This window comes from Empedobacter tilapiae (genome assembly GCF_004785645.1).
In the GTDB taxonomy this organism is placed as follows: Bacteria; Bacteroidota; Bacteroidia; order Flavobacteriales; family Weeksellaceae; genus Empedobacter; species Empedobacter tilapiae.
In genome coordinates this window covers 20,303-42,296 of the sequence record NZ_SRPE01000006.1, presented here as the reverse complement: position 1 = coordinate 42,296, position 21,994 = coordinate 20,303, and the positions used below count along the sequence as shown (strand labels likewise).

At 29.6% G+C, this 21,994-nt stretch carries 19 protein-coding genes; 14 read left to right on the top strand and 5 right to left on the bottom strand.

The window, feature by feature from the left end; all coding sequences use genetic code 11:
- Positions 1-23: 23 nt before the first annotated feature.
- The gene (gene rnr, locus E4J94_RS09245; RefSeq protein WP_135835536.1) at positions 24-2,183 is read right to left on the bottom strand and encodes a ribonuclease R; all 2,160 of its coding nucleotides are present in this window, start codon (positions 2,181-2,183) and stop codon (positions 24-26) included.
- A 280-nt stretch (positions 2,184-2,463) separates the two neighbouring features.
- Here rnr and E4J94_RS09240 point away from each other — a divergent pair, with 280 nt between their 5' ends.
- Positions 2,464-3,261 carry a glycosyltransferase family 25 protein gene (locus E4J94_RS09240; RefSeq protein ID WP_135835535.1) on the top strand — a complete coding sequence of 266 codons (798 nt, stop codon included), beginning with the start codon at positions 2,464-2,466 and terminating at the stop codon, positions 3,259-3,261.
- Between the two features lie 16 nt (positions 3,262-3,277).
- Here the strand turns inward: E4J94_RS09240 and E4J94_RS09235 are convergent, their stop codons facing one another.
- The 3 genes from E4J94_RS09235 to E4J94_RS09225 form a co-directional block, all read right to left on the bottom strand.
- On the bottom strand, positions 3,278-5,014 hold the full coding sequence (locus E4J94_RS09235) for a hypothetical protein (protein WP_135835534.1): 1,737 nt from the start codon (positions 5,012-5,014) through the stop codon (positions 3,278-3,280).
- Positions 5,015-5,026: 12 nt separating this feature from the next.
- On the bottom strand, positions 5,027-6,178 hold the full coding sequence (locus E4J94_RS09230; protein ID WP_135835533.1) for an ABC transporter ATP-binding protein: 1,152 nt from the start codon (positions 6,176-6,178) through the stop codon (positions 5,027-5,029).
- A 493-nt stretch (positions 6,179-6,671) separates the two neighbouring features.
- The gene (locus E4J94_RS09225; RefSeq protein ID WP_135835532.1) at positions 6,672-7,862 is read right to left on the bottom strand and encodes a phosphoglycerate kinase; all 1,191 of its coding nucleotides are present in this window, start codon (positions 7,860-7,862) and stop codon (positions 6,672-6,674) included.
- Between the two features lie 540 nt (positions 7,863-8,402).
- Here E4J94_RS09225 and rpiB point away from each other — a divergent pair.
- The 8 genes from rpiB (at position 8,403) to E4J94_RS09185 (ending at position 16,231) form a co-directional block, all read left to right on the top strand.
- Positions 8,403-8,843 carry a ribose 5-phosphate isomerase B gene (gene rpiB / locus E4J94_RS09220; protein ID WP_135835531.1) on the top strand — a complete coding sequence of 147 codons (441 nt, stop codon included), beginning with the start codon at positions 8,403-8,405 and terminating at the stop codon, positions 8,841-8,843.
- Between the two features lie 232 nt (positions 8,844-9,075).
- A complete protein-coding gene (gene asnA / locus E4J94_RS09215) occupies positions 9,076-10,080 on the top strand; it encodes an aspartate--ammonia ligase (RefSeq protein ID WP_135835530.1) in 1,005 nt (334 codons plus the stop codon).
- 185 nt (positions 10,081-10,265) lie between these two features.
- Positions 10,266-11,123: a T9SS-dependent choice-of-anchor J family protein gene (locus E4J94_RS09210; RefSeq protein ID WP_135835529.1), complete on the top strand. Its 858-nt coding sequence runs from the start codon at positions 10,266-10,268 to the stop codon at positions 11,121-11,123.
- Positions 11,124-11,217: 94 nt separating this feature from the next.
- Positions 11,218-12,756, top strand: a complete 1,539-nt coding sequence (locus tag E4J94_RS09205) for a S8 family serine peptidase (RefSeq protein ID WP_135835528.1) — start codon at positions 11,218-11,220, stop codon at positions 12,754-12,756.
- Between the two features lie 64 nt (positions 12,757-12,820).
- Complete coding sequence (locus tag E4J94_RS09200) at positions 12,821-13,876, top strand: S8/S53 family peptidase (RefSeq protein WP_135835527.1); 1,056 nt, start codon at positions 12,821-12,823, stop codon at positions 13,874-13,876.
- On the top strand, positions 13,833-15,065 hold the full coding sequence (locus E4J94_RS09195) for a S8 family peptidase (RefSeq protein WP_135835526.1): 1,233 nt from the start codon (positions 13,833-13,835) through the stop codon (positions 15,063-15,065). The genes E4J94_RS09200 and E4J94_RS09195 overlap by 44 nt, the downstream gene beginning before the upstream one ends.
- A gap of 146 nt (positions 15,066-15,211) precedes the next feature.
- Positions 15,212-15,646 (top strand): OsmC family protein, encoded by a 435-nt coding sequence (locus E4J94_RS09190; RefSeq protein WP_135835525.1) that lies wholly within the window; start codon positions 15,212-15,214, stop codon positions 15,644-15,646.
- A 21-nt stretch (positions 15,647-15,667) separates the two neighbouring features.
- Positions 15,668-16,231 carry a Tll0287-like domain-containing protein gene (locus E4J94_RS09185; RefSeq protein ID WP_135835524.1) on the top strand — a complete coding sequence of 188 codons (564 nt, stop codon included), beginning with the start codon at positions 15,668-15,670 and terminating at the stop codon, positions 16,229-16,231.
- A gap of 28 nt (positions 16,232-16,259) precedes the next feature.
- Here E4J94_RS09185 and E4J94_RS09180 read toward each other — a convergent pair whose 3' ends face one another.
- A complete protein-coding gene (locus E4J94_RS09180; protein WP_135835523.1) occupies positions 16,260-16,850 on the bottom strand; it encodes a hypothetical protein in 591 nt (196 codons plus the stop codon).
- A 243-nt stretch (positions 16,851-17,093) separates the two neighbouring features.
- Here E4J94_RS09180 and E4J94_RS09175 point away from each other — a divergent pair, with 243 nt between their 5' ends.
- Genes E4J94_RS09175 through E4J94_RS09155 form a run of 5 tightly spaced genes read left to right on the top strand, consistent with a single transcriptional unit; the run spans position 17,094 to position 21,987 of the window.
- The gene (locus tag E4J94_RS09175; protein ID WP_168801858.1) at positions 17,094-18,095 is read left to right on the top strand and encodes an AAA family ATPase; all 1,002 of its coding nucleotides are present in this window, start codon (positions 17,094-17,096) and stop codon (positions 18,093-18,095) included.
- 25 nt (positions 18,096-18,120) lie between these two features.
- Positions 18,121-18,993, top strand: a complete 873-nt coding sequence (locus E4J94_RS09170; protein ID WP_135835521.1) for a DUF58 domain-containing protein — start codon at positions 18,121-18,123, stop codon at positions 18,991-18,993.
- A complete protein-coding gene (locus E4J94_RS09165; RefSeq protein ID WP_135835520.1) occupies positions 18,993-19,958 on the top strand; it encodes a BatD family protein in 966 nt (321 codons plus the stop codon). Before E4J94_RS09170 ends, E4J94_RS09165 begins: the two co-directional genes overlap by 1 nt.
- 2 nt (positions 19,959-19,960) lie before the next feature.
- Entirely contained in the window at positions 19,961-20,977 is a 1,017-nt protein-coding gene (locus E4J94_RS09160; RefSeq protein WP_135835519.1) for a vWA domain-containing protein, read from the top strand.
- Positions 20,977-21,987 (top strand): vWA domain-containing protein, encoded by a 1,011-nt coding sequence (locus E4J94_RS09155; protein WP_135835518.1) that lies wholly within the window; start codon positions 20,977-20,979, stop codon positions 21,985-21,987. Before E4J94_RS09160 ends, E4J94_RS09155 begins: the two co-directional genes overlap by 1 nt.
- The last annotated feature ends 7 nt before the right edge of the window (positions 21,988-21,994 follow it).

Genomic DNA, 21,994 nt, shown 5'->3' with positions numbered 1-21,994 from the left:
AAGATAAGTTTAAATTATGAAATTTAAGCATCAACCAATTCAAAATCTAATTGCTTCTTGATTAAATCAGCATTTAAAACTTTGATTCTAACTGGACTTCCTAACTGATATTTAACACGTGTGCGCTTACCTATTAAAGCATGATTTTTTTCGTCAAAAACAAAATGATCTCCTTTCATAGCACGTGAACGTATTAAACCTTCGCAACGCGTTTCTGGAATTTCAACAAAAATTCCATAATCTTGTACACCAGTAATAAAAGCATCAAATGTTTGTCCAACAAATTGTTCCATATATTTAACTTGCATGTATTTGATAGATTCGCGTTCTGCTTCAGCAGCAATTTTCTCACGAGATGAACAATGTTTTGCTTTATCTTCGTAAACAGCCGCTGCAGGAGATTTTTTACCATCTAAATAATCTTGTAATAAACGGTGTGCAATCATATCTGGATAACGACGAATTGGCGACGTAAAATGCGTGTAATAATCGAACGCTAAACCGTAATGTCCTATATTTTCTGTTGTATATTTTGCTTTCGCCATTGTTCGCATTGCCAAAGTCTCAACCATATTTTCTTCTGGTTTCCCTTTTACTTCTGCTAACAATTTATTCATAGAATTGATGGTCGTTTTACGATCTCCAATCTCTAATTCATAACCAAATTGACGAATAAAATTCTTTAAGTCTAATAATTTATCTGGATTTGGATCATCGTGAACACGATAAATATAAGTGTTCGCATTCTCTTTTCCGTGTTTATCTAAACTAATGAATTCTGAAACTTTTTTGTTACATAATAACATGAATTCTTCAATCAATTTATTTGAATCTTTCGAAATTTTGAAGAAAATTCCTTGTGGATTATGCTCCTGATCTAAATCGAATTTAACTTCTACTTTATCAAAATTAACTGCTCCATATTTCATACGTTTTCCACGCATTGTTTTCGCTAAACGATCTAAAGTCAAGATTTCATCTTTAAAATCTCCATCTTTTCCTTCGATAATTTCTTGCGCTTCTTCATATGTAAAACGTCTATCTGAATGCGTCACAGTTCTACCAAACCATGTTTTTAAAATCTTTGCATTATCATCCATTTCGAATACACCCGAAAACGTATATTTATCTTCATTTGGACGCAAAGAACATGCAACATTCGACAACACTTCTGGCAACATTGGCACTACTCTATCCACCAAATAAACAGAAGTTGCACGTTTGTACGCCTCTTGTTCAATCAACGAACCTGGACGAACATAATGCGTAACATCAGCAATATGAACTCCAATTTCCCAATTTCCGTTCTCTAATTTTCGAATTGATAAGGCATCATCAAAATCTTTTGCATCTTTCGGATCGATTGTAAATGTCGTTACATTTCGCATATCTCTACGGCGAGCTGCTTCGGCTTCGTCTATCGAAGTATCCAACTGATTTGCTTCTTCTTCTACCTCCTCTGGAAATTGAGCTGGCAAATCGTATTCTAACAAAATCGCATGAATTTCTACATCAGTATCATCTGGACTACCCAAAACTTGTGTGATTTCTCCAAATGGCGAATTAGATCCTTCTGGCCAGTTTGTTAATCGAACCACAACTTTTTCTCCTGGTTGAGCATTTTTAATTTTCTCTTTTGGAATAAAGAAATCATGATTACCATTTTGCATCGTCACAAAACCAAAATTTCCGTTCTTTCCTAACTCGAAAATCCCTGTAAATTCAGTTTTATTGCGCTCAATAATTTCTACAATTTCTCCTTCTGCTCTCGATTGATTGGCATGTTTTTTTGGATAAACATATACGCGAACCGTATCGCCCATTAAGGCATTTCGCGTTTTTCCTTTTTGTACAAAGACATCTTGTTCAAGACCATCAATCATAATATAAGCGCTTCCCGAAGAAGTCAAATCCGCAATCCCAACCATATAATCATTGGTTGCATTGATTTTGTATTTTCCTCTTTCTACTTCAGAAATCTTTTTATCAGCTAACAAAACATTCAAATTCTTAATCAATAATTCTGTATCAATTCGATTTGTTAGATTTAAAGCTGCTGCAATTTGTTTATAATTTAAAGGTTTATTTGGATTTTGAAATAAAACTTCGATGATAGACTTCGTAAACTTTGTTATGTTTTTGTCTTTTTTCGCCTTTGTATTTTTAAAATTTCTTCTTGGCATAATTTTTTTTCTGTAAAATCTCTTCTTGTTTTTTCGAGATTTATTTTAAAATAGTTAATAAATAAACATCTTAAGTATTTGATTATTAAATTATTTTTAATAACTATTGATAAGATGTTAATAAACAACATAACCACTGCAAAGGTAATATATCCTTTTTCTAAAATAACAATTTACAGCCAATTCTATGTTACGGAAAGGATAAGATTACTTGTAACGTTTTGATTTATTGCGAAAATTGAGCCAAAAATAGATTACTTTTGTAGTTATAATATTTTGAATGAAAAATTTACAACAATATCAAACTTATTTGATTAACCTTGATCGAGCAGATGAACGATTAAAGCTAATGGAAAATGAGTTTAAAAAGTGTCAGATTTCCTATGAAAGAATTTCAGCCGTAGATGCTAAAATACTTGATTCATCAACCTACAAAGTGAAGAATAAATATGATCGTGATTTAGTTCCTGGAGAAATTGGTTGTTATTTAAGTCATGTTAAAACTTTAGAAACCTTTATAGCTTCTGAAAATGGGTTTGCTCTAATTATTGAAGATGATGCAATCTTGTCTGATGATTTTAAATCTGCTGTAGAAAATTCACTTTCAAATTATCATAAACTTCCAACAAAAGATCAATGGGATGTTTTGAAGTTGTTTAATGGAAAACGAAAACATATCAAAATAGCAGATATTGACGAAAAGTATATTATTGCAGCTTGTGGAACGAGTATTCCTATCACAACAATTGCAGCAATTTGGACAAGAAAAGCAGCAGAAAAATTTTTGAATAAAATTAAAAGACCACTTCCTACAATACAACGTCCAATTGATTGTGATTTACAGCATGCTTGGGAATTTGATTTAAGAATTTATAATCTTCTTCCATCAGTAGTAAAACCAGCTCCTGTAGAAACACAAATTCAGATTGATCGCAGTTTAAGAAAGTCTAAATTTCCAAGACAAATTCAATACGAATTGAATAGATTATTCCCAAAATATTTCTATTTGATTAATCATCATGGTTTCAAAAAATTCTATGAGAGTTTTATTGCAAAGAAAAACGAGCTAATAAAATAGCTCGCTTTTCTTTTTTTTATTCTTCTGGCATTGCTTGCCATTTTTTGTAAAGATTGATAATGAAATAAAAACTTATTAAATATAAAATTGGATTGATGTAAAGAAAAAATTCTGCAAACTGTTGCAACATCAACAATTCTTTATTTGTTTGTCTCAGTTCATAAATACTTATTTGATTGGTTGAATCATACAACATTTCTGATCGAAAATCTGTATAAAAACTAAGCATCACTATTCCGATAAAAATATTAGTAGCAACAAACCAATTAAGATTAACTCCTGTTAAAACTTTATATTTTTTGGAACGTAAACCAATCAGTGTAATCGCTATAAATGCAACGTAAAAAACAAATAAAATAATGTAAGGCGTAAATTGTGTATAACCAATACTTGCATCGATAGAAATTCCGAAAACGCTTCCTAAAATTGCCAAAATTCCTGCTCCAATTAATGAAATTAACCAAACTTTGAACGAACTAAATCGGAATGTAATAATAAGAACTGTAAGTATTAAAGCAATTAATAAATAGTATTGAATATGCTCTAACCAAGTGGAATTGTATTTAGCAAATTCAATATTTTCATAAACTTTGTTCAAACTATCTTGATTGATGTAATCTTCTGTTTTACTTTTAGATTGATCTTTTGCAACTAATTCTCTACTATTTAATATATGATCAATAAAATAATATGGATATTGAGGCAAATAATCAATCCAATTTTTATGTTTAAACTGATAACCAATTTCTTGCTTTTTTAGTAAATCGGTATAATTATTCAATAAATTTTCAATTGCTTTTCGATCATTTTTTTGTAATAAAGCAATCCATTGTTCATCGTAAAATTGATGATTTAATGTAGAATCTTTCGGATTTTCAAATGCAAGTGAGCTATAACTATACAAACTCGCTAAATTGTAATAAACATCTGGTTTTCCAGAAGCATTTACAGTATTTGCATACGAAACAGAATCTAAAATAGATAATGAATCCACAGCAACTGGATAAGCCATTTCTTCTTGAAATGAATCTGTAGTTTTTAAAGGTTGATAAGTTTGATTAAAATAAATTTTAGTATAACTAAATCTTTCAGGAAAATAATCTTGTAATAACGTTTCAAATTCAGGATTTCTAAAATACGGTTCCAAAAAAGAATTATATGAATATGTTGGATTTTCTCTTAAATAATCTCTCTTATTTTTTTCATATAATTCTCTTGTTTCTTTTTCCGAAACCAATGAATCAAAAGCTGGAACAGACAAATTTCTCGAATAATTATCGTACCCAAATTCTGGTTGAAGTGTAAAACCTTGCGTTCTATTAATAATATTGATATCTTTCAAATATTGTTCTTCGCTCATATAATTTGAAACACGTAATTTCAAACCAGTTTTGAATGAATTTGGAACATAAAACATCAAAAATATAATGAAGAAAACAGCTAAAAATTCTTTAAATAAATAATTTCTTGAGGTTGGATAATTGGATTTGAATCGATTATTTTTAATATAAAAATAAAGCCAAATTACACCAATAATTACACCAATTAACACATAATAAATTGCAATTCCAGTATTGAAAAATACCTCATAAAGTCCACTTTCTTGTAACTGAGATTTTTTATTGAAAAATAAAAATCCATTGATAAATGCAATAAAGTTGAAAACTAAAACCGTCAACAAAATCCAAATAAATTTCAGATTCCAAATCAAGGGATATTTTGTAATTAAAGTTTGATTTATTTTTTTGAACATAGTAAGTTAGGTTTAATTGACAAAAAAGCGGCGACTTGATTTCGAAATATCTCGAATGTATTTAACTTTCAATGATGATTTTCCTATTTCTGACAAAATATTATTCATCGAGATTTTATTATCAAAATACGCGATATACGAACCTCCATTGAATTTTATCTGTTTAATTTCTATTTTGGATAAAGCTGTTAATAACTCTTCTTTTGTGTTTTCAATATCAATTTCAACAATCGTAAAATCACCTTCCAATTCATTTGTATCTCCTTGTATTTTAAGCTTTCCTTGCTCTAAAAAAAGAACTTCTGTCGATACCTTTTCAACTTCGTACAATTGTTGAGAACTCAAAATAACACCAAAAGGATTACGAATAGATTGTGATAAAAATTTCAAATCTTCAAGAATAATTTGTTGTGCCAAAATATCCAAATTCGCCAAAGGTTCGTCTAGCAACAATACTTTTGGACGACGCAATAACGTTCGTGCCAATTCGAAGCGCATTTTATAACCAGACGACAATTGTCTCCATTGCAAATCCTTGTATGGCCAAAGCCCCAAGCGCGCCAACATTACATTTGCTAACAACCTATTTTCTTCACTATAAATATCATAACAAGTTAATGTGAATTGTAGATTTTCCATCAACGAACCATATAAAACTTCGATTCGTTGTGGCACATAAACCAATTTGGTTTTTAACTCGAAACTAAAAGGTTTTGCATTCGAAAAATGATAATTTATTTCACCAGAAGTTGGTTTCAATTCGCCACAAATTAATCGAAGTAAAGTTGTTTTTCCATTTCCATTTTCTCCAACCAAACCAACAACTTCACGCGATTTTAAATCGAAAGTGATCGGATGAAGTTTAAAATTTCTACGATGATAAGCTTTTTCAACATTGTTGGTTGATATCAACGTTTCCTCTTTTTGAAAAGACGGAGGAGGAACTTGTTTCAATTTTTCCACCAATTCTAAAGCTTTCTTTGCTTTATTATCGCTCGTAGAATTTTCATTGTAATAAAGATCTGAATATGAGATAATCTCTTTGTAAAAAGATTTTTCTCCAAAATCCAACACGCAATCAATTAATCGGCGATACCCCAAATAAAGATCATTGTGCTGCAAATGATTTTCTACTTCGTTCAGTCGTTGAGTAAATTCATTCATAGATTGATTATTAAATCTTTACGAATATAACAATCCTTTTCTACAAATAAAATGGCTAATTGTAGGGAAATTTCAGTTTCAACAATTTTTAATAAATTATCTTAATTACTTTTTAATTTACTATTTATCAATTTCTTACTATTAACAATTTTGACTTTATCAAATCAATTCAGTTATAAAATCATCATTATTCACAAGTTTTAATAAAGTCTATTCATAACTTTTTAATTTATTTATTTTGAAAAGCTTACTATTAACAATTTGAGTAATTAATTAAGCTATAAACATTTTTTTTATAACTCAGTTGATAAGTAGTTAATTTATTAAATAACAAGTAATTACTATTAACAATTGTAAAACTAAATTAAGCTCATTCTGAACTCGTTTTAGAATTTCAAAAGCTGAGAAGCTGAAAATAAATTTAGCTTGACAATAAGTCACAAAAAAAGCCGAGCAAATGCTCAGCTTTCATTTATCTTAAAAAATTGTTGTCTTATTTTAAAATTGCAGCAACTCCTGGTAATTCTCTACCTTCTAAAGACTCTAACATAGCTCCACCTCCCGTAGAAACGTAGCTTACTTTGTCGTCGTAACCAAATTGTTTTACGAATGCAACAGAATCTCCACCACCAACTAACGAAAAAGCACCGTTTGCAGTAGCTTCAGCAATTGCATCACCTAAAGCGATTGTTCCTTTTGCAAAATTTGACATTTCAAAAACACCTAAAGGACCATTCCAAAGAATTGTTTTCGAGTTTTTAATTACTTCTGCATTTTGTTTGATTGTTTCATCAGCAACATCCATTCCCATCCAACTGTCAGGAATTTCTCCAACATTTGTTACTTGCGTATTTGCATCATTACTGAAATTATCTGCAATCAAATTATCTATTGGTAAGTAAACTTTTACATTATGTTTTTCACATTCAGCTAAAATTTCTTTCGCTAAATCCAATTTATCATTTTCAACCAATGAATTACCTATTTTTCCCCCGTTTGCTTTTACGAAAGTATATGTCATTCCTCCACCAATAATCAAGTTATCAATAACTGGTAAAATATTGTTGATAATTGTAATTTTAGATGATACTTTAGCACCGCCAAGTATTGCTGTTACAGGCTTTTCTCCATTAGCTAACACTTTGTTAATAGCTGTTAATTCTTGTTCCATTAACAAACCAAAACATTTGTTTTCTGGAAAAAATTCAGCAATAATTGCAGTCGAAGCATGTGCGCGGTGTGCAGTGCCGAAAGCATCGTTCACATAAATATCTCCAAATTGAGCCAATGCTTTTGCAAAGTCTTTATCTCCAGCTTCTTCCTCATTATGGAAACGAACATTCTCCAATAATAAAACTTGGCCTGGTTTTAGATTGCTAACTTTTTGTTTCGCATCATCGCCAATAACATCATTTGCAACAATCACATCAACGCCTAGAATTTCTGAAACTTTTGATTCAATATGTTTCAATGAATATTTGTCATTAAATTCGCCTTTAGGACGTCCCAAATGACTCATTAACACAACAGCTCCACCATCCTTCAATATTTTATCAATCGTTGGTTTGGCAGCTTTAATACGTGTATCATCTGTCACATTTAAGTTTTCATCTTGCGGAACATTGAAGTCAACACGAATTAATGCTTTCTTGTTTTCAAAATTGTAGTCGTTTATTGTTTTCATAGTTTGTTTGAAATTTGTACCTCACAAAAGTAATCAAAGTTTCATTTTTGATCTCAAAATCATTCAACACAATTTTCAACTATTAACAATTCATAATAATATATATAATTTAATTAATTTTTAAATTTTAAAAAAAGAAAAAAATGTTACTATTATTAGCACTGTTAATATGTGGATAACTAAAGTGAGATAAATTTTATTTAATAGCAATTAACAAGCTATTATTTGTAATTTTGTTTTGTAATGAAAGAGTTAGATATTCTATCAACAATTTATCATTTTGGTTGATAAACAACTTTTGTTAAAAAGAAGTTTTGTGAAAACTATTCATAATGGTGTGTAAATCTTTTATGCCAAAATGAAAACTTTTACTTGACTTGTATTGATTTATTTCTAATTGATTTTTTGAATCAGATTTCCAAATTTTTCTCTCGAAAAGTTATTAGTTTTATTCAATCATCTTTTAACAACTTGTTACGTTTACTTAACATTTGATTTACAATTATTTAAACAAAAACAACAAAAACACCTGTTAATTAAATGAAAATTGCAATCGGAGCGGACCATGCTGGGTTCGATTATAAGGAGAAATTAGTACCCTTTTTAACAAGTCAAGGTCTTGAGGTTGAGGATTTTGGCACGTTCTCAACAGCGAGTGTTGATTACCCTGATTTTGCACACCCAACGGCACAAGCTGTAGAAGATGGAAAAGCAGATTTCGGAATTTTGATTTGTGGTAGTGCGCAAGGCGTTACAATGACTGCAAATAAACACCAAGGAATTCGTGCTGCATTATGCTGGATGACGGATATTGCCAAGTTAGCTCGCCAACACAATAATGCAAATGTGTTAACTTTACCTGCACGCTTTATTGCGTATGAATATGCAGAAGAAATTGTGAATACATTTTTAGCAACAGAATTTGAAGGTGGTCGTCACCAAGGTCGCGTAGATAAAATTGCCTGTTCATATAACGGATAATTTTATACATCTATATAAGATACAAAATCGGTCAATTTGTAAGAGTTGATCGATTTTTATTTTAAAAATTAAATTTAAATCATTTATAAAGTTTAAATATTTAAGTGTAAATAATATTTTGTATTTAAAATTAAATATTTTTAAACCAATTTAAGTCAATAGTAAATTTATTGATAGAAGCTGTTCTACTTTTACATCAGTTAAAAAAAGAAATCATTTAAAGATTAAAAAGATGAGCAGAGCATTATTACGTAGAGAACAAGCAATCTCTTTTGTAAAAGAAGAATTTTCGAAAGGATTACAAAAAGAATTAAACATTATTCCAGTTTCTGGACCATTGGTAGTTTTGGATGGAACAGGTATTAATGATGATTTGAATAGTATCGAAAGACCTGTAAAGTTCCCTATAAAATCTTTGAATGATAAAAATGCGGTGGTTGTACATTCTTTGGCGAAATGGAAACGTATTCGTTTGAAAGAATTGGAAATTGAACCAGGCGAAGGAATTATAACAGATATGCGCGCTTTGCGACCAGACGAAGATTATTCACCAATTCATTCTATTTATGTAGATCAGTGGGATTGGGAAAAAGTAATTGTGGCTCAAGATCGCCAATTGGATTATCTTTTTTCGACAGTAAAATCGATTTATGAAGTTATCAAACAAACGGAGCAAAATGTAGAGGCAAAATATCCGCAATTGAAAGCTGTATTACCACAACAAATTACATTTATTTCGTCTGAAGATTTACTACAAAAATATCCAACATTTACGTCAAAACAACGTGAAAATGAAATTTGTAAAGAATTTGGAGCCGTTTTTATTTATGGAATTGGAGGAGAATTGAGTAACGGAGAATTGCATGATGCACGCGCTGCTGACTACGATGATTGGAGCACAGAAAATAGTGCTGGTTTTAGAGGTTTGAACGGAGATATTTTAGTTTGGAATCCTGTTTTAGAATCTGCTTTTGAATTATCTTCGATGGGAATTCGTGTAGATAAAGAAGCTTTGACGAAACAATTAGAAATTAGAGATTCTTTGGATCGTAAAAATTTATTATTTCACTCGATGTTGTTAGATGATCAGTTAACAGAATCAATTGGAGGAGGAATTGGTCAATCTCGTATGTGTATGTTTATGTTGAAATCTCGACATATTGGCGAAGTACAAGCGAGTATTTGGGATGGAAAAGTAAAAGAAAAATTAAAAGAAGAAAATATCGAATTATTATAAAAAAAAGCAGTTTCAAAACTTTGAAACTGCTTTTTTTGTGTCCTATTTATAAAATTGTTAATAGAAAAAATAAGGTAAATAAAATGCTTATTTATAATAAATATAAAAGATGTTGTTAATTGTAAATATTTGGTTATTAAAAAAATAGCCTTAACTTAGTAACACTAATTAACAATTTTAAAGATATGAAATCTACATTTACTACCTTGCTTTCAATGTTGTCTTTTTGTGCCTATGCTCAAATTAACAATAATGTAGCTACAGAAAAACAAACAGTTTTATTACAAAAATCAATTCAAGAAATAACTCTACCTTATGCCTATGGATTTGAGACAGAAGATTTAGATGGTTGGACTACTATTAATAATGGTACTGGAAAAATTTGGGAAAGGGTAAAATTTACAGGACCTCAAGTAGGACCTTCTGAAGGAGAGTACTATATGCGTTACAATTATTCGTCTACTGATCCTGCAAATACTTGGATGTTTTCGAGACCAATAAAATTAACAGCTGGTCAAAAAATTAAAATTTCTTATGATCACCGAACTGCTGGAAAAAGTGCAGGAATGTCTGAAAGTTACAAATTAACTATTGGTAAAGGAGCTACTATAGCTGATCAAACAACTATCTTATTACAAAAAGATAAGTTTTTTACAGCGGATAATAAATATGAAACTGTTGAAGTTGAATATACAGCAACTGAGACAGGTGAGTATAATCTTGGATTTCATTGCTATTCAGATAAGTTTATGTGGACTTTAATGATTGATAATATAAAAATTGAATCATTAAGTTTAAGCATTGGAGAATTAAATAAAGTTGAAAATAAGGTATATCCAAATCCAACTTCGGACTTTATTAACTTTTCTACAAAATCAATTATAAAAGAAGTTAAAATTTTTGATTTAACAGGTAAACAATTATTATATATAAGAGAAGCTTCTTCAGGAAAAATAGATGTCCAAGGATTGAAAGAAGGAGTTTACATTGTACAAGCTAATATCGAAGGAGTACAAATCAATAGAAAATTTATCAAAAAATAATAGAATTTTTTTTCATTGAATCATTTGATTCAATTGAAAGAATTAGATACAGAGAAAATTTATTTTTCTCTGTATTATCCATAAACTATTTTCTATGAAAAAAATTTATTTAGCTATACTTATCTTATTAGGTATTGTAAATCTTTATGCACAAGATTATTATCTCATTCAACTAAATAAGAAAGAAAATACTGAAGAATATTATTCAAATCCTTTGAAGATGCTTTCTCAAGAAAGTTTAGATAGAAGGATTAAATATGGAATTCAGTTAGATGAAAAAGATATTCCTATTTCTAATGAAAGACTTAATCAAATTAAGAAAATAAATTTGGTTTATAATGGACATTCAAAGTGGTTGAATAGCTTATTAGTTTCAATTGATGATATTTCAGCTATAGATGAACTTAAAAAATTAAGTTTTGTTTCTGAAGTAAAATCATTAGTTCGAAATGAATCTGCTGATAAAATTTTACAAGAATCATCACAGGATAAACGAGTTGTGAATAAAGATATTGTATATGGTGAAAGTGATAATTTTATAAAAAAAATAAAATTAGATGTAATTCATTCAAAAGGATTTAAAGGGAAATCTATGCATATTGGAGTTATAGATGGTGGATTTTTAGGAGCAGATACAATAACACCTTTTAAACATATTTTTAAAGAAAAGAGGATAAAAGACGTATATAATTTTGTTGCAAAAACGAAAAATGTTTATCAACAACATGAACATGGAACAACTGTTTTATCAACAATGGCAGTCAATTTAAATGGGGAATATGTTGGAGCAGCTCCAGAAGCTAATTATTCTTTATATGTAACTGAAGATACTTCAGAAGAAACACTTAAAGAATGGATGTATTGGGTTCAAGCAGCTGAGAGAGCAGATAGTATTGGAGTTGATGTAATAAATTCATCATTAGGATATGATGATTTTGATGATGCGCGTTATAATTACTCGATTGATGATTTAGATGGAACAACTGCTTTTATATCAGAAGGTGCTAAAATAGCAACAAGTAGAGGAATTATGTTAGTTGTTTCTGCAGGAAATTATGCATTACAAAAATGGAAAAAAATTGGTTTTCCATCTGATCCAGAGGAAGTTTTTACAATTGGTAATATTTTAAATACAAATGTTGGTTCAGGAACAACATCTTATGGACCAAATGCAAATGGATCGATTAAGCCAGATGTATCAGCACTTGGAGTATCAATTAAAACAATTGGAAGTCAAGGAACCTATAAACTTAGTTCAGGAACTTCATTTTCATCTCCTACAATAGCTGGAGCAATGGCATCTTTAATGTCAGCTTTTCCAAAAGTACCTTTAGAAACTTTAAAACAAATTGTAAGAGAATCAGGACATTTATTTCCATCACATAAAAATAATATTGGTTATGGTTATCCAGATTTTTCAAAAGTATATGATGTTTTGTCAACTTTATCAACGAAAGAAATTAATCCTATCACATTTAAGATTTATCCAAATCCTGTAACATCAACTGTGAAAATCTATACAAAAAATATAATAACCTCTATAGAAATAATTAATTTGAATGGTCAGTTAATCAAAGGAAAACAAAATTCTAAAGAAATTGATAAGAGTAGTATATCTAGATGGCAAATCTGAAATATCAAAAGTAATAAAAAAATAAAACTCAAAGAAAAAATAAATTTAACATTAATACTATTTTATGAAACAGATTTTACTAGTAATTCCGTTAGCTTTTTCGCTTTCGGTTTATGCACAGAATCATTCCAAAATTGAGCAAATTCTGGAAGCAAAGAAACAAGAGGTACTACAAAAACAATTAAGATTAGCTCCTCTAAAAAAAGTTAATTTAGAATTGACAACTCAAGATTATAAACTACTTGATACTTATTTAAAAAGTAATAATATTCTTATTTCTCCAGAAGAGTTTATAACTCAGGAATTGGATAAAGAAGCAAAGGAAGCAAAAGTTGTTTCTGCTTTTATTGGAAAAACGCCTATCTACGAAAAGGTTTATGATGTTAAAGCTAATAAGGCAGCTAATGTAGATTATTTGTACAACGGACAAGTAGGTAATATTACAACTCCAGTGACAGGAAAAGATATTAATATTACTATTGTTGACGGAGGTGGAGTAATTAATCACCAAGAATTTACAAATACAGCAGATCGTATTAAGCTTATTGATATAGGAGAAAAAATAATAAGTGGAGGTCAAGTAACAAATGATACTATAGGATATCATTACCACTCTACAGAGGTTGCAGGAGTTATGGGAGCTGCAGGGATAATAGATAGCGCAAGAGGAGTTTTACAACAAACTAAATTTAGAAGTTATTCATTTTCTACTACAGAGAAATCAGGTAACTATTTTCAAAAAACGTTAGCTTCTGAATATAAGCTTTCGAATCATTCATATGGTACAAATTTGGGTTATTCAGCAAGTAATTTTATTGCAATGCTTTTTGGAATAGTTACTTATCCATTACCAATTGAACCTTTAACTGATGGCTCTAAAACATATTCAGGAACATATTTTACATCCGATTATAACTGGGATTTATTAGTGGATTCTGAACCAAATCATATAATAGTTAAATCAGCAGGAAATAGTTTTGGAGACAATGCAACAAATGTTGTTTTAGGAACTCCTAAATCTTTTTCTTCGATTGATATAGATGGTAAATCTTATTCAAAAAAAATTGGAGAAGTAAATGATTCTGCTACAATTAGATGCGCTTCCTACAGGAAATTGTGAATTAGAAAAAGCATGTATTGATTTTGGATCATTAGCTAAAAATATTATTACAGTTGGAGCAATTGATCATTTAAAAAAAGAAGATGATTACCGTTATACAACTGCTGATAAAATACAATATTCTAATTATTCTTCAGCTGGACCTCGAAAAGATGGAGCAATTAAACCAGATGTTTCTACTGTAGGAACAAATGTTTATATGCCAACAATCAATTCAAAAGATGCGAATGACATGAAATCATATAAATACAATTCAGGAACATCTTTTTCTTCTCCTTTAGTAGCTGGTGTAATCGGTGCATTAGTTAATTTTCAACGCTTGGTAAAAGAAGATGAAACTATAGAGTTGTTTGCTGATGAAGCAAAAAATTTAATTACACATACAGCACAAGAATCTGGATTGTACCCAGGACCTGATGTTTTTGCAGGATGGGGAGTAATCGATGCTAAAGCAGCGGCAGATTTATTACTTGATGCTTCAAATGATGAAGCTAAATTTGAACGTTTTGTATTTAAAAATGGAGATAAAATAACATACGAAGTATATGGAAAAGAGAAAACTCCATTAAAAGCTTCAATTAGTTGGATTGATCCTGCGGCAAATATAGTAGAAGATGACGGATCTAATCTAATCTATGAAAGATTAGTAAATGATAATGCAAATAAATTAGTAAACGATTTTGATTTAAGAGTTATAGATACAGAAACAAATCAAGTTTATTATCCTTGGAAATTAGATGCAGATCATCCTCGTTCACCAGCTTTAAAAGGAGATAATACTGTAGATAATACAGAACAAGTATTGGTAGAAAATCCTATTGCTGATAGAAAATATCGCATAGAAATTTCACATAAAGGAAATTTAGTAAATCATGATAGAAAGATTGAAGATAGAGCTATCTCATTCATTTTAAGTGGATATTCAAATACTTCATTAGGAATATCTGAACTTGATAATTCTAAAGAAATTTTAGTATACCCAACGAAAACAAAAGGTTACGTGACAATTAAAAATATTGATAAAAATGCATCAATTGAATTATTTAATATGGCAGGTCAAAAAATGAAATCTAATGTTACAGCAGGTGCTGAAATAAAAGTGAATTTAAATGGATTAGTAAATGGTGTTTATATTTTAAACATCTATTCTAATGGTAAAACAATATCTAAAAAAGTATTGAAGTATTAATTTACTATACTATTGTAAGTTTTAATAAAGGTTGTTTTTTTAAACAGCCTTTATTGTTAATAATATAAAAAATAATTAGATTAGAAGTAACCAATGTTACTTTTAAAGTTTTGATTTTCATATAAGTTTGATGTAAAATTATGAAAATGGAACAGATACATTATTATGAAGTAGATTTGAATTGGAATAAAGGACGTAAAGGGAAACTAACTTCTCCAGTTTTAAATGATTCGATTGAATGCGCAACGCCGCCAGAGTTTGTAAATGGAATTGAAGGCATTTGGTCACCAGAACATCTTTTTGCAGCTGCTATAAACAGTTGTTTTATGGCTACTTTTTTAGCTGTTGCTGAAAATTTTAAAATAGAGTTTTCTAAATTTCAATGTAATACAATTTGTAAATTAGAAAAAGTTGAAGGAAAATTTATAATTACGCAAGCTGTGATAAAACCAACTGTAAAATTAAAAGAGAAAGAAAAACAGTCAGATAAATTAATGCGTGTATTGGATAAATCTAAAGCAGCATGTTTAGTAACAAACTCTATTAGAACAGAAATAGAATTAATTCCAATAATCGAGTAACTATAATCTAAACTTTAACCTATGAAATATATATTAGTTTCCTTTATTTTAATAGTATTTATTTTCTCTTGTTCAAAAACTGATAAAGGAATTGAATTAACAGAGGAAGAAAAAATAGAAAGTTTAAAATTTGGGAATGAAATTTCTAATAAAGCACAAAAAATTTTGTTAGAAAATGTAGCTTCTGCAATAGAAACAGGAGGAACAGAATATGCAGTAGAATTTTGTAATACAAAAGCAATTTCGTTAACAGATTCCATTTCGAAAACAAATCAAATAAGAATTCAACGATTAAGTGATAAAAATAGAAATCCAAATAATGTAATCAAAACAGATGTAGATAAAATAGCTTGGCAAAGAATTAATCAAAATGAAAAAGAATTTCTTTTAACAGAAAACAATAATGAAGTTTATTACTACAAACCAATTATTTTAGGAGTTCCTGCTTGTGTGAAATGTCACGGAAGTAGTGTTGATATTGAAAGAAATACTCAAAAAAATATTAAAGACAAATATCCAAATGATCTAGCTGTTAATTATAAGTTAGGAGATTTGAGAGGAATGTGGAAAATAAAAATCAAATAAAAAGGGTAAGCTTTTAAGCTTACCCTTTTTATTTGATTTCTTTTACAATTAACTGTCCTGTTTTTTCATATGCAGAAGCAATTCTTCCATATTCCATTACAAAATCATTTTTTCCAGCAGTTCCTTTTATCTTATCAGTTTTCATTATTAATAAAATATTTGAAGGATTCTGAGTTTCTACAAATTTTAAAGTTGTACTAAGTTTTGCAGGTTCAATGGCAATACCAGCATGATAACCAGGATAAATCCATTCAGAATTAATAATTAAAGTATATTTTACGGATGAATCTTTTACAAAATTTATTTTTTTTGATTTTGTTGTTCCTTTTATAAATTTATCTAAAAATGTTACATTCTTATTTTCATTCCAAGCTGTAATCCAATCTTTCCAAAATTTTTCACCTCTTTTAGGGTTATCTAGAATATCTTTTTCTCTTTTTTCTAAATATTCTGTCTCAGTTTTATTCTCTTCAAAAAACTTAACATCATTAAAAAGAAGTTCTACATTAATACTTTTTTGATCTTTCAAAAAATCAGTACTTCCAGATAAAATTTGAACTTTTTGACCAAAAGATAAAAAGCTAATTAATAAGAGAACAATCAATAAATACTTTTTCATAGTTTTTATTTCCGTAAAAGTATAAATATCTTTTAAAGAATATTGTATAATATTTTCTTTAAAGTAGATTATTGTTTATAAATAGTTTGTAAGTATTTGAAATAATTTTCAATAAATAGTTGTTAAATCGTTTGGTATACTACATTTGTCTTAACAAAGTTTAACAATATTGTATGAAAGTTTTAATCTCTAAATGAATTGTATTTGTTAATTTTAGAGGAAATTTGAATCAATTATACAAACATTAATTTCAACGAAATTTTGGATATACAACAACTAAATCAGCAAATAGAAGCAAAAAGCGAAAGTATAGCAAGGTTAACTTCAGAAATCAACAAAGCAATTATAGGTCAAGAAAAAATGATCGAGAGTCTATTAATTGGATTACTTGGAAATGGACATGTTCTACTAGAAGGTGTTCCTGGATTAGCAAAAACTTTGGCAATTAAAACTTTGTCTGAAGCTGTAGATGGTTCTTTTTCTCGTATACAATTTACACCAGATTTGTTACCTGCAGATGTTGTGGGAACACTTATTTATAATGTAAAGGAGAACGATTTTAGCATTAAAAAAGGTCCAATTTTCGCGAACTTCGTTTTAGCTGACGAGATTAACCGTTCTCCTGCAAAAGTGCAATCTGCATTATTAGAAGCGATGCAAGAGAGACAAGTAACAATTGGTGATGAAACGTATCCGTTACAAAAACCTTTCTTGGTTTTGGCTACTCAAAATCCTGTAGAACAAGAAGGAACTTATCCATTACCGGAAGCGCAAGTTGACCGTTTTATGTTGAAAACGGTAATTACTTATCCAGAATTTGAAGCAGAACGTTTGATTTTGAGAAATTCGATCAATCAATCTTTTCCTAAAATTGAGAAAGTAATTTCTATTCAAGAATTGTTGGATGCGCGCGAGATGGTGAAACAAGTTTACATGGATGAAAAGATTGAAAAATATATTTTGGATATTATTTTCGCAACTCGTTTTCCAGAAAAAGTTGGATTAGAAAAATTAGTTCCAATGATTTCGTTTGGTTCTTCGCCTCGTGGATCAATCAATTTAGCACAAGCTTCAAAGGTGTATGCATTTCTACGTAAACGCGCTTATGTTATTCCAGATGATGTGCGTGCAATGGCAAAAGATGTATTGCGTCATCGTATCGGAATTAGCTACGAAGCAGAAGCAGAAAATGTTACGCCAGAAGAAATTATCGAAAACATTCTTAATGTTGTTCCAATTCCTTAAACCATTATTCAAAATCATTTAAACTTTGGATGCAAAAGAAATCATCAAACGTGTAAAGCGTATTGAGCTAAAAAGCAAACGCAAAGCAAGTAACCTTTTTATGGGTGAATATCACAGTTCATTCAAAGGAAGAGGTATGATTTTTAGTGAAATTCGTCCTTATCAATATGGTGATGACGTCCGTAATATCGACTGGAATAAAACGGCTCGGTATAGCGAACCTTATGTAAAAGTTTTCGAAGAAGAACGTGAATTAACCATGTTTTTATTGGTTGATGTTTCGAATTCTGAAAACTTTGGAACACGAAAACAAATTAAAATGGAAACGATTGCTGAATTGAGCGCTACATTGGCTTTTTCGGCAATTACCTATAATGATAAAGTTGGGTTGATTTTATATTCAGATCAAGTCGAAAAATTTATTCCGCCCAAAAAAGGAAAACAACATGTGTTGCGTTTGGTGAGAGAAATTGTTTCGTATGAGCCCAAAAGCAAGAAAACTGATTTGGCAACGACGTTGGAAACATTTATGAATTTGGTTCGTCGAAAATCAAATGTTTTTATTCTTTCAGATTTTATTGATTCTTCTGATTATGAAAAAGCGTTGCGAATCGTGGCAAAAAAACATGATGTGACTGGAATTAGAGTTTATGATGAAAAAGAGCAATCTTTTCCAGATATAGGTTTGGTTCATGTTCAAGATAATGAAACAGGTGAAATCCGCTTGATTGACACTTCATCGAAGAAATTGCGTCAACAATATGCACAATATTACTATGATTTGAATAAACGTTATCAATCAATATTTAAAAAAAATCATTCAGGTGCATTAAGTATTCGTACTGATGAAGATTATATTCGCCCATTGTTAAACTACTTTAAAAGTCATAAAGCCTAATGAAGAGTTTATTGCTTTTAGTAAGTTTTTTTTTCCTTCAATTTTCGTTTGCGCAAGAAATTACGCCAAAATTGGATCGCACGACAATCAAAATTGGCGAGCCAATTCAATACGAAGTTAAAATTGATTACAAAGAAGGAGATAAAATAGTATTTCCAACAATTTCTGATTCGCTAAATTATCATATCGAAGTATTAGGCAAAAAGCTTGATACTATTAAAACTGATGGCAAGTCTGAAATTGTTCAACATTTACAATTAACAGGATATGATGTAGGAAAGTTTAGTATTCCTTCACTATCTATTCAAAAGAATGGAGAAAATTTAACAACCAAGAAACTTGAAATTGAAATCCAAGATATTGCTGTTGATACAACAAAAAATGCGATTTTTCCGATAAAACCTGTAATGGAAGAAGAATATTCTATTGGAGATTATTGGAATAAGTATTGGTTGTATGGAATAATTGCTCTAATTCTTTTTATAATCGCTATTGTTTTAGTTGTGTTATATATTCGTGCAAAATCAAAATTATCTGGCAAAGATTTGTATAAAACACCTTATGACGAAGCAAAAACAAGTTTGAAAGCGTTGGATGCAAAAAAATACTTGAAACGTGGCGAACAAAAAGAGTATTATACGCAATTGTCATTTATTGTTAGAAGATATTTGGGAAGAGTTTATAACTTTTCTGCTTTAGAAATTTTATCTGATGATTTAGTTAAATATATTTCTACAAAACAAGATATTTTACCTGAAGACATACAAAAATTCAAACAATTTTTGTACGATGCAGATTTGGTGAAATTTGCGAAACAACAGTTTGATGATTCTACAAATAATATATACCGTAATTGGATAGAAGAATTTGTAGAGCGAACAAAACCATTAGAAATTCCTGAAAATGCAGATCTGAAAAAAGATATTGTTACAGGAGAAAAATATAAACAGTTTAATAATAATTAGGAATGCTAAATTTTGAGTTTCAAAATCCTTGGATATTACTATTATTACTTATTTTACCTTTCTTTATTTTTAGAGAAATTCGTAAAACGAGTCAGAAAAAAGCATCCTTAAAATTACCATCTCTTAAAGCATTTGGTGGAGCAAAAAGTTCCTTAACAACATATAAACCTCTTTTATTCTTGTTAAGAATAATTGCTATGTCTTTGTGTATTGTAGCTCTAGCTCGTCCTCGTTATGTCGATGTTACAACTAAAATAAAATCGGATGAAGGAGTTGATATTTTATTAACAGTAGATACATCGCTGAGTATGTTAGCGAGAGATTTGAAACCAGATCGTTTAACAGCTCTAAAAGAAGTTGCGAAAGATTTTTCGCTTGGAAGAAAAACAGACCGAGTTGGTTTAGTTGAATATTCTGGAGAAGCTTTGACACGTGTTCCATTAACAACAGATCGTGATGTTTTAACACAAGAAATTGAAATGTTGCATTCAGGTAGTTTAGCAGATGGAACAGCTATTGGTATTGGCCTTGCAACGGCAGTAAATCACCTTAAAAATAGTAAAGCAAAATCTAAAGTTGTTATTTTGATTACAGATGGAGTTGAAAGTGTAAATCCTTCAGGAGATTTAATGTATCTATCTCCTAGACAGGCTGCTGATATTGCGAGAGATAAAGGAATTAAAGTTTATACAATAGGAATTGGATCAAACAGAATGGCACCAATGCCTGTAGGTTATGATATGTTAGGAGATTATGTTTTTGAAATGCGTCCAGTACAAATTGATGAAAAACTATTGACAGAAGTAGCCGATAAAACTGGAGGCTTATATTTTCGTGCCACGAATAATGAAAGTTTGAAGAAAATTTATAATGAAATTGACAAACTTGAAAAAACAGAAATTAACGAAGTTAAATATTATAATTATACTGAATTATTTGCACGTTTTCTGTTACCAGCTTTTATAATATTGGTATTAGAAGCAATTTTACGAAGAACACTTTTTAAAGAATTAATCTAATGCAGTGGGGAGAATTACATAATATTTGGTTGATGATTTTATTGTTTATTGTTATTTTTTTATCGATAACAGTATTTCAATGGCGTGAACGTGTAAAGAAAACTTTTGCTGATAAAGAATTATTTCCCTTTGTCTTTCCGATTACTTCTTCAAAACGTTATGGATTTAAAATAGTAACTTTTTGTATTGCCCTCTTTTTAATTGTAATTTCATTAATGGATCCTCTTTATGGAGAAAGAGATGTACAAGTTAAAAGAGAAGGAATAGATATGGTTTTTTTGCTTGATCTTTCATCTAGTATGAATGCTCAAGACGTTGCTCCTTCTCGATTAGAGAAAGCTACGAAATTAATTACCGAAACACTAGGACAATTGGGAGGAGATAGAGCATCCTTAGTTGCTTTTGCTGCTAATGCTTATACGATTTCTCCGTTGACAAATGATTATGCTGCTATCGAAAGTTATTTACAAAATGTTAATACAGAGTTAATTTCAAATCAAGGAACTAATTACTTAAATGCAATTCAGGAAGCAGCAAAAACATTCAAAGGATCTGTAAATACAAGTAAATTAATTGTCTTAATTTCTGATGGAGAAGACAATGAAAATACAGTTAGTCAAGCTGTAAAAATAGCAAAAGATAATGGAATTCATATTGTAACGATTGGTGTAGGTACTGAAAAAGGAGCACCAATTCCGATGTATTATAATGGATACGCTGAAGACTATAAAAAGGACGAAACAGGTTCTACAGTTATTACAAAATTAGAAGACAAAAACCTTCGAGAATTAGCACAAGACACAAGTGGAACCTATATTCATTTAGATAATACGCAAGATGCATTGTCCGCATTATCAATGTATAAAGCTAGACTAGATAAAAATGAAATAGCAAACTCTACAACAAGAGATATGAATCATATTTATCAGTGGTTTTTAGCGGTAGCGGTTTGTTTACTTTTTGTGGAATTATTAACATCTGAATATAAGATTTTTAACAAAAAGAAATAGTAAGTTT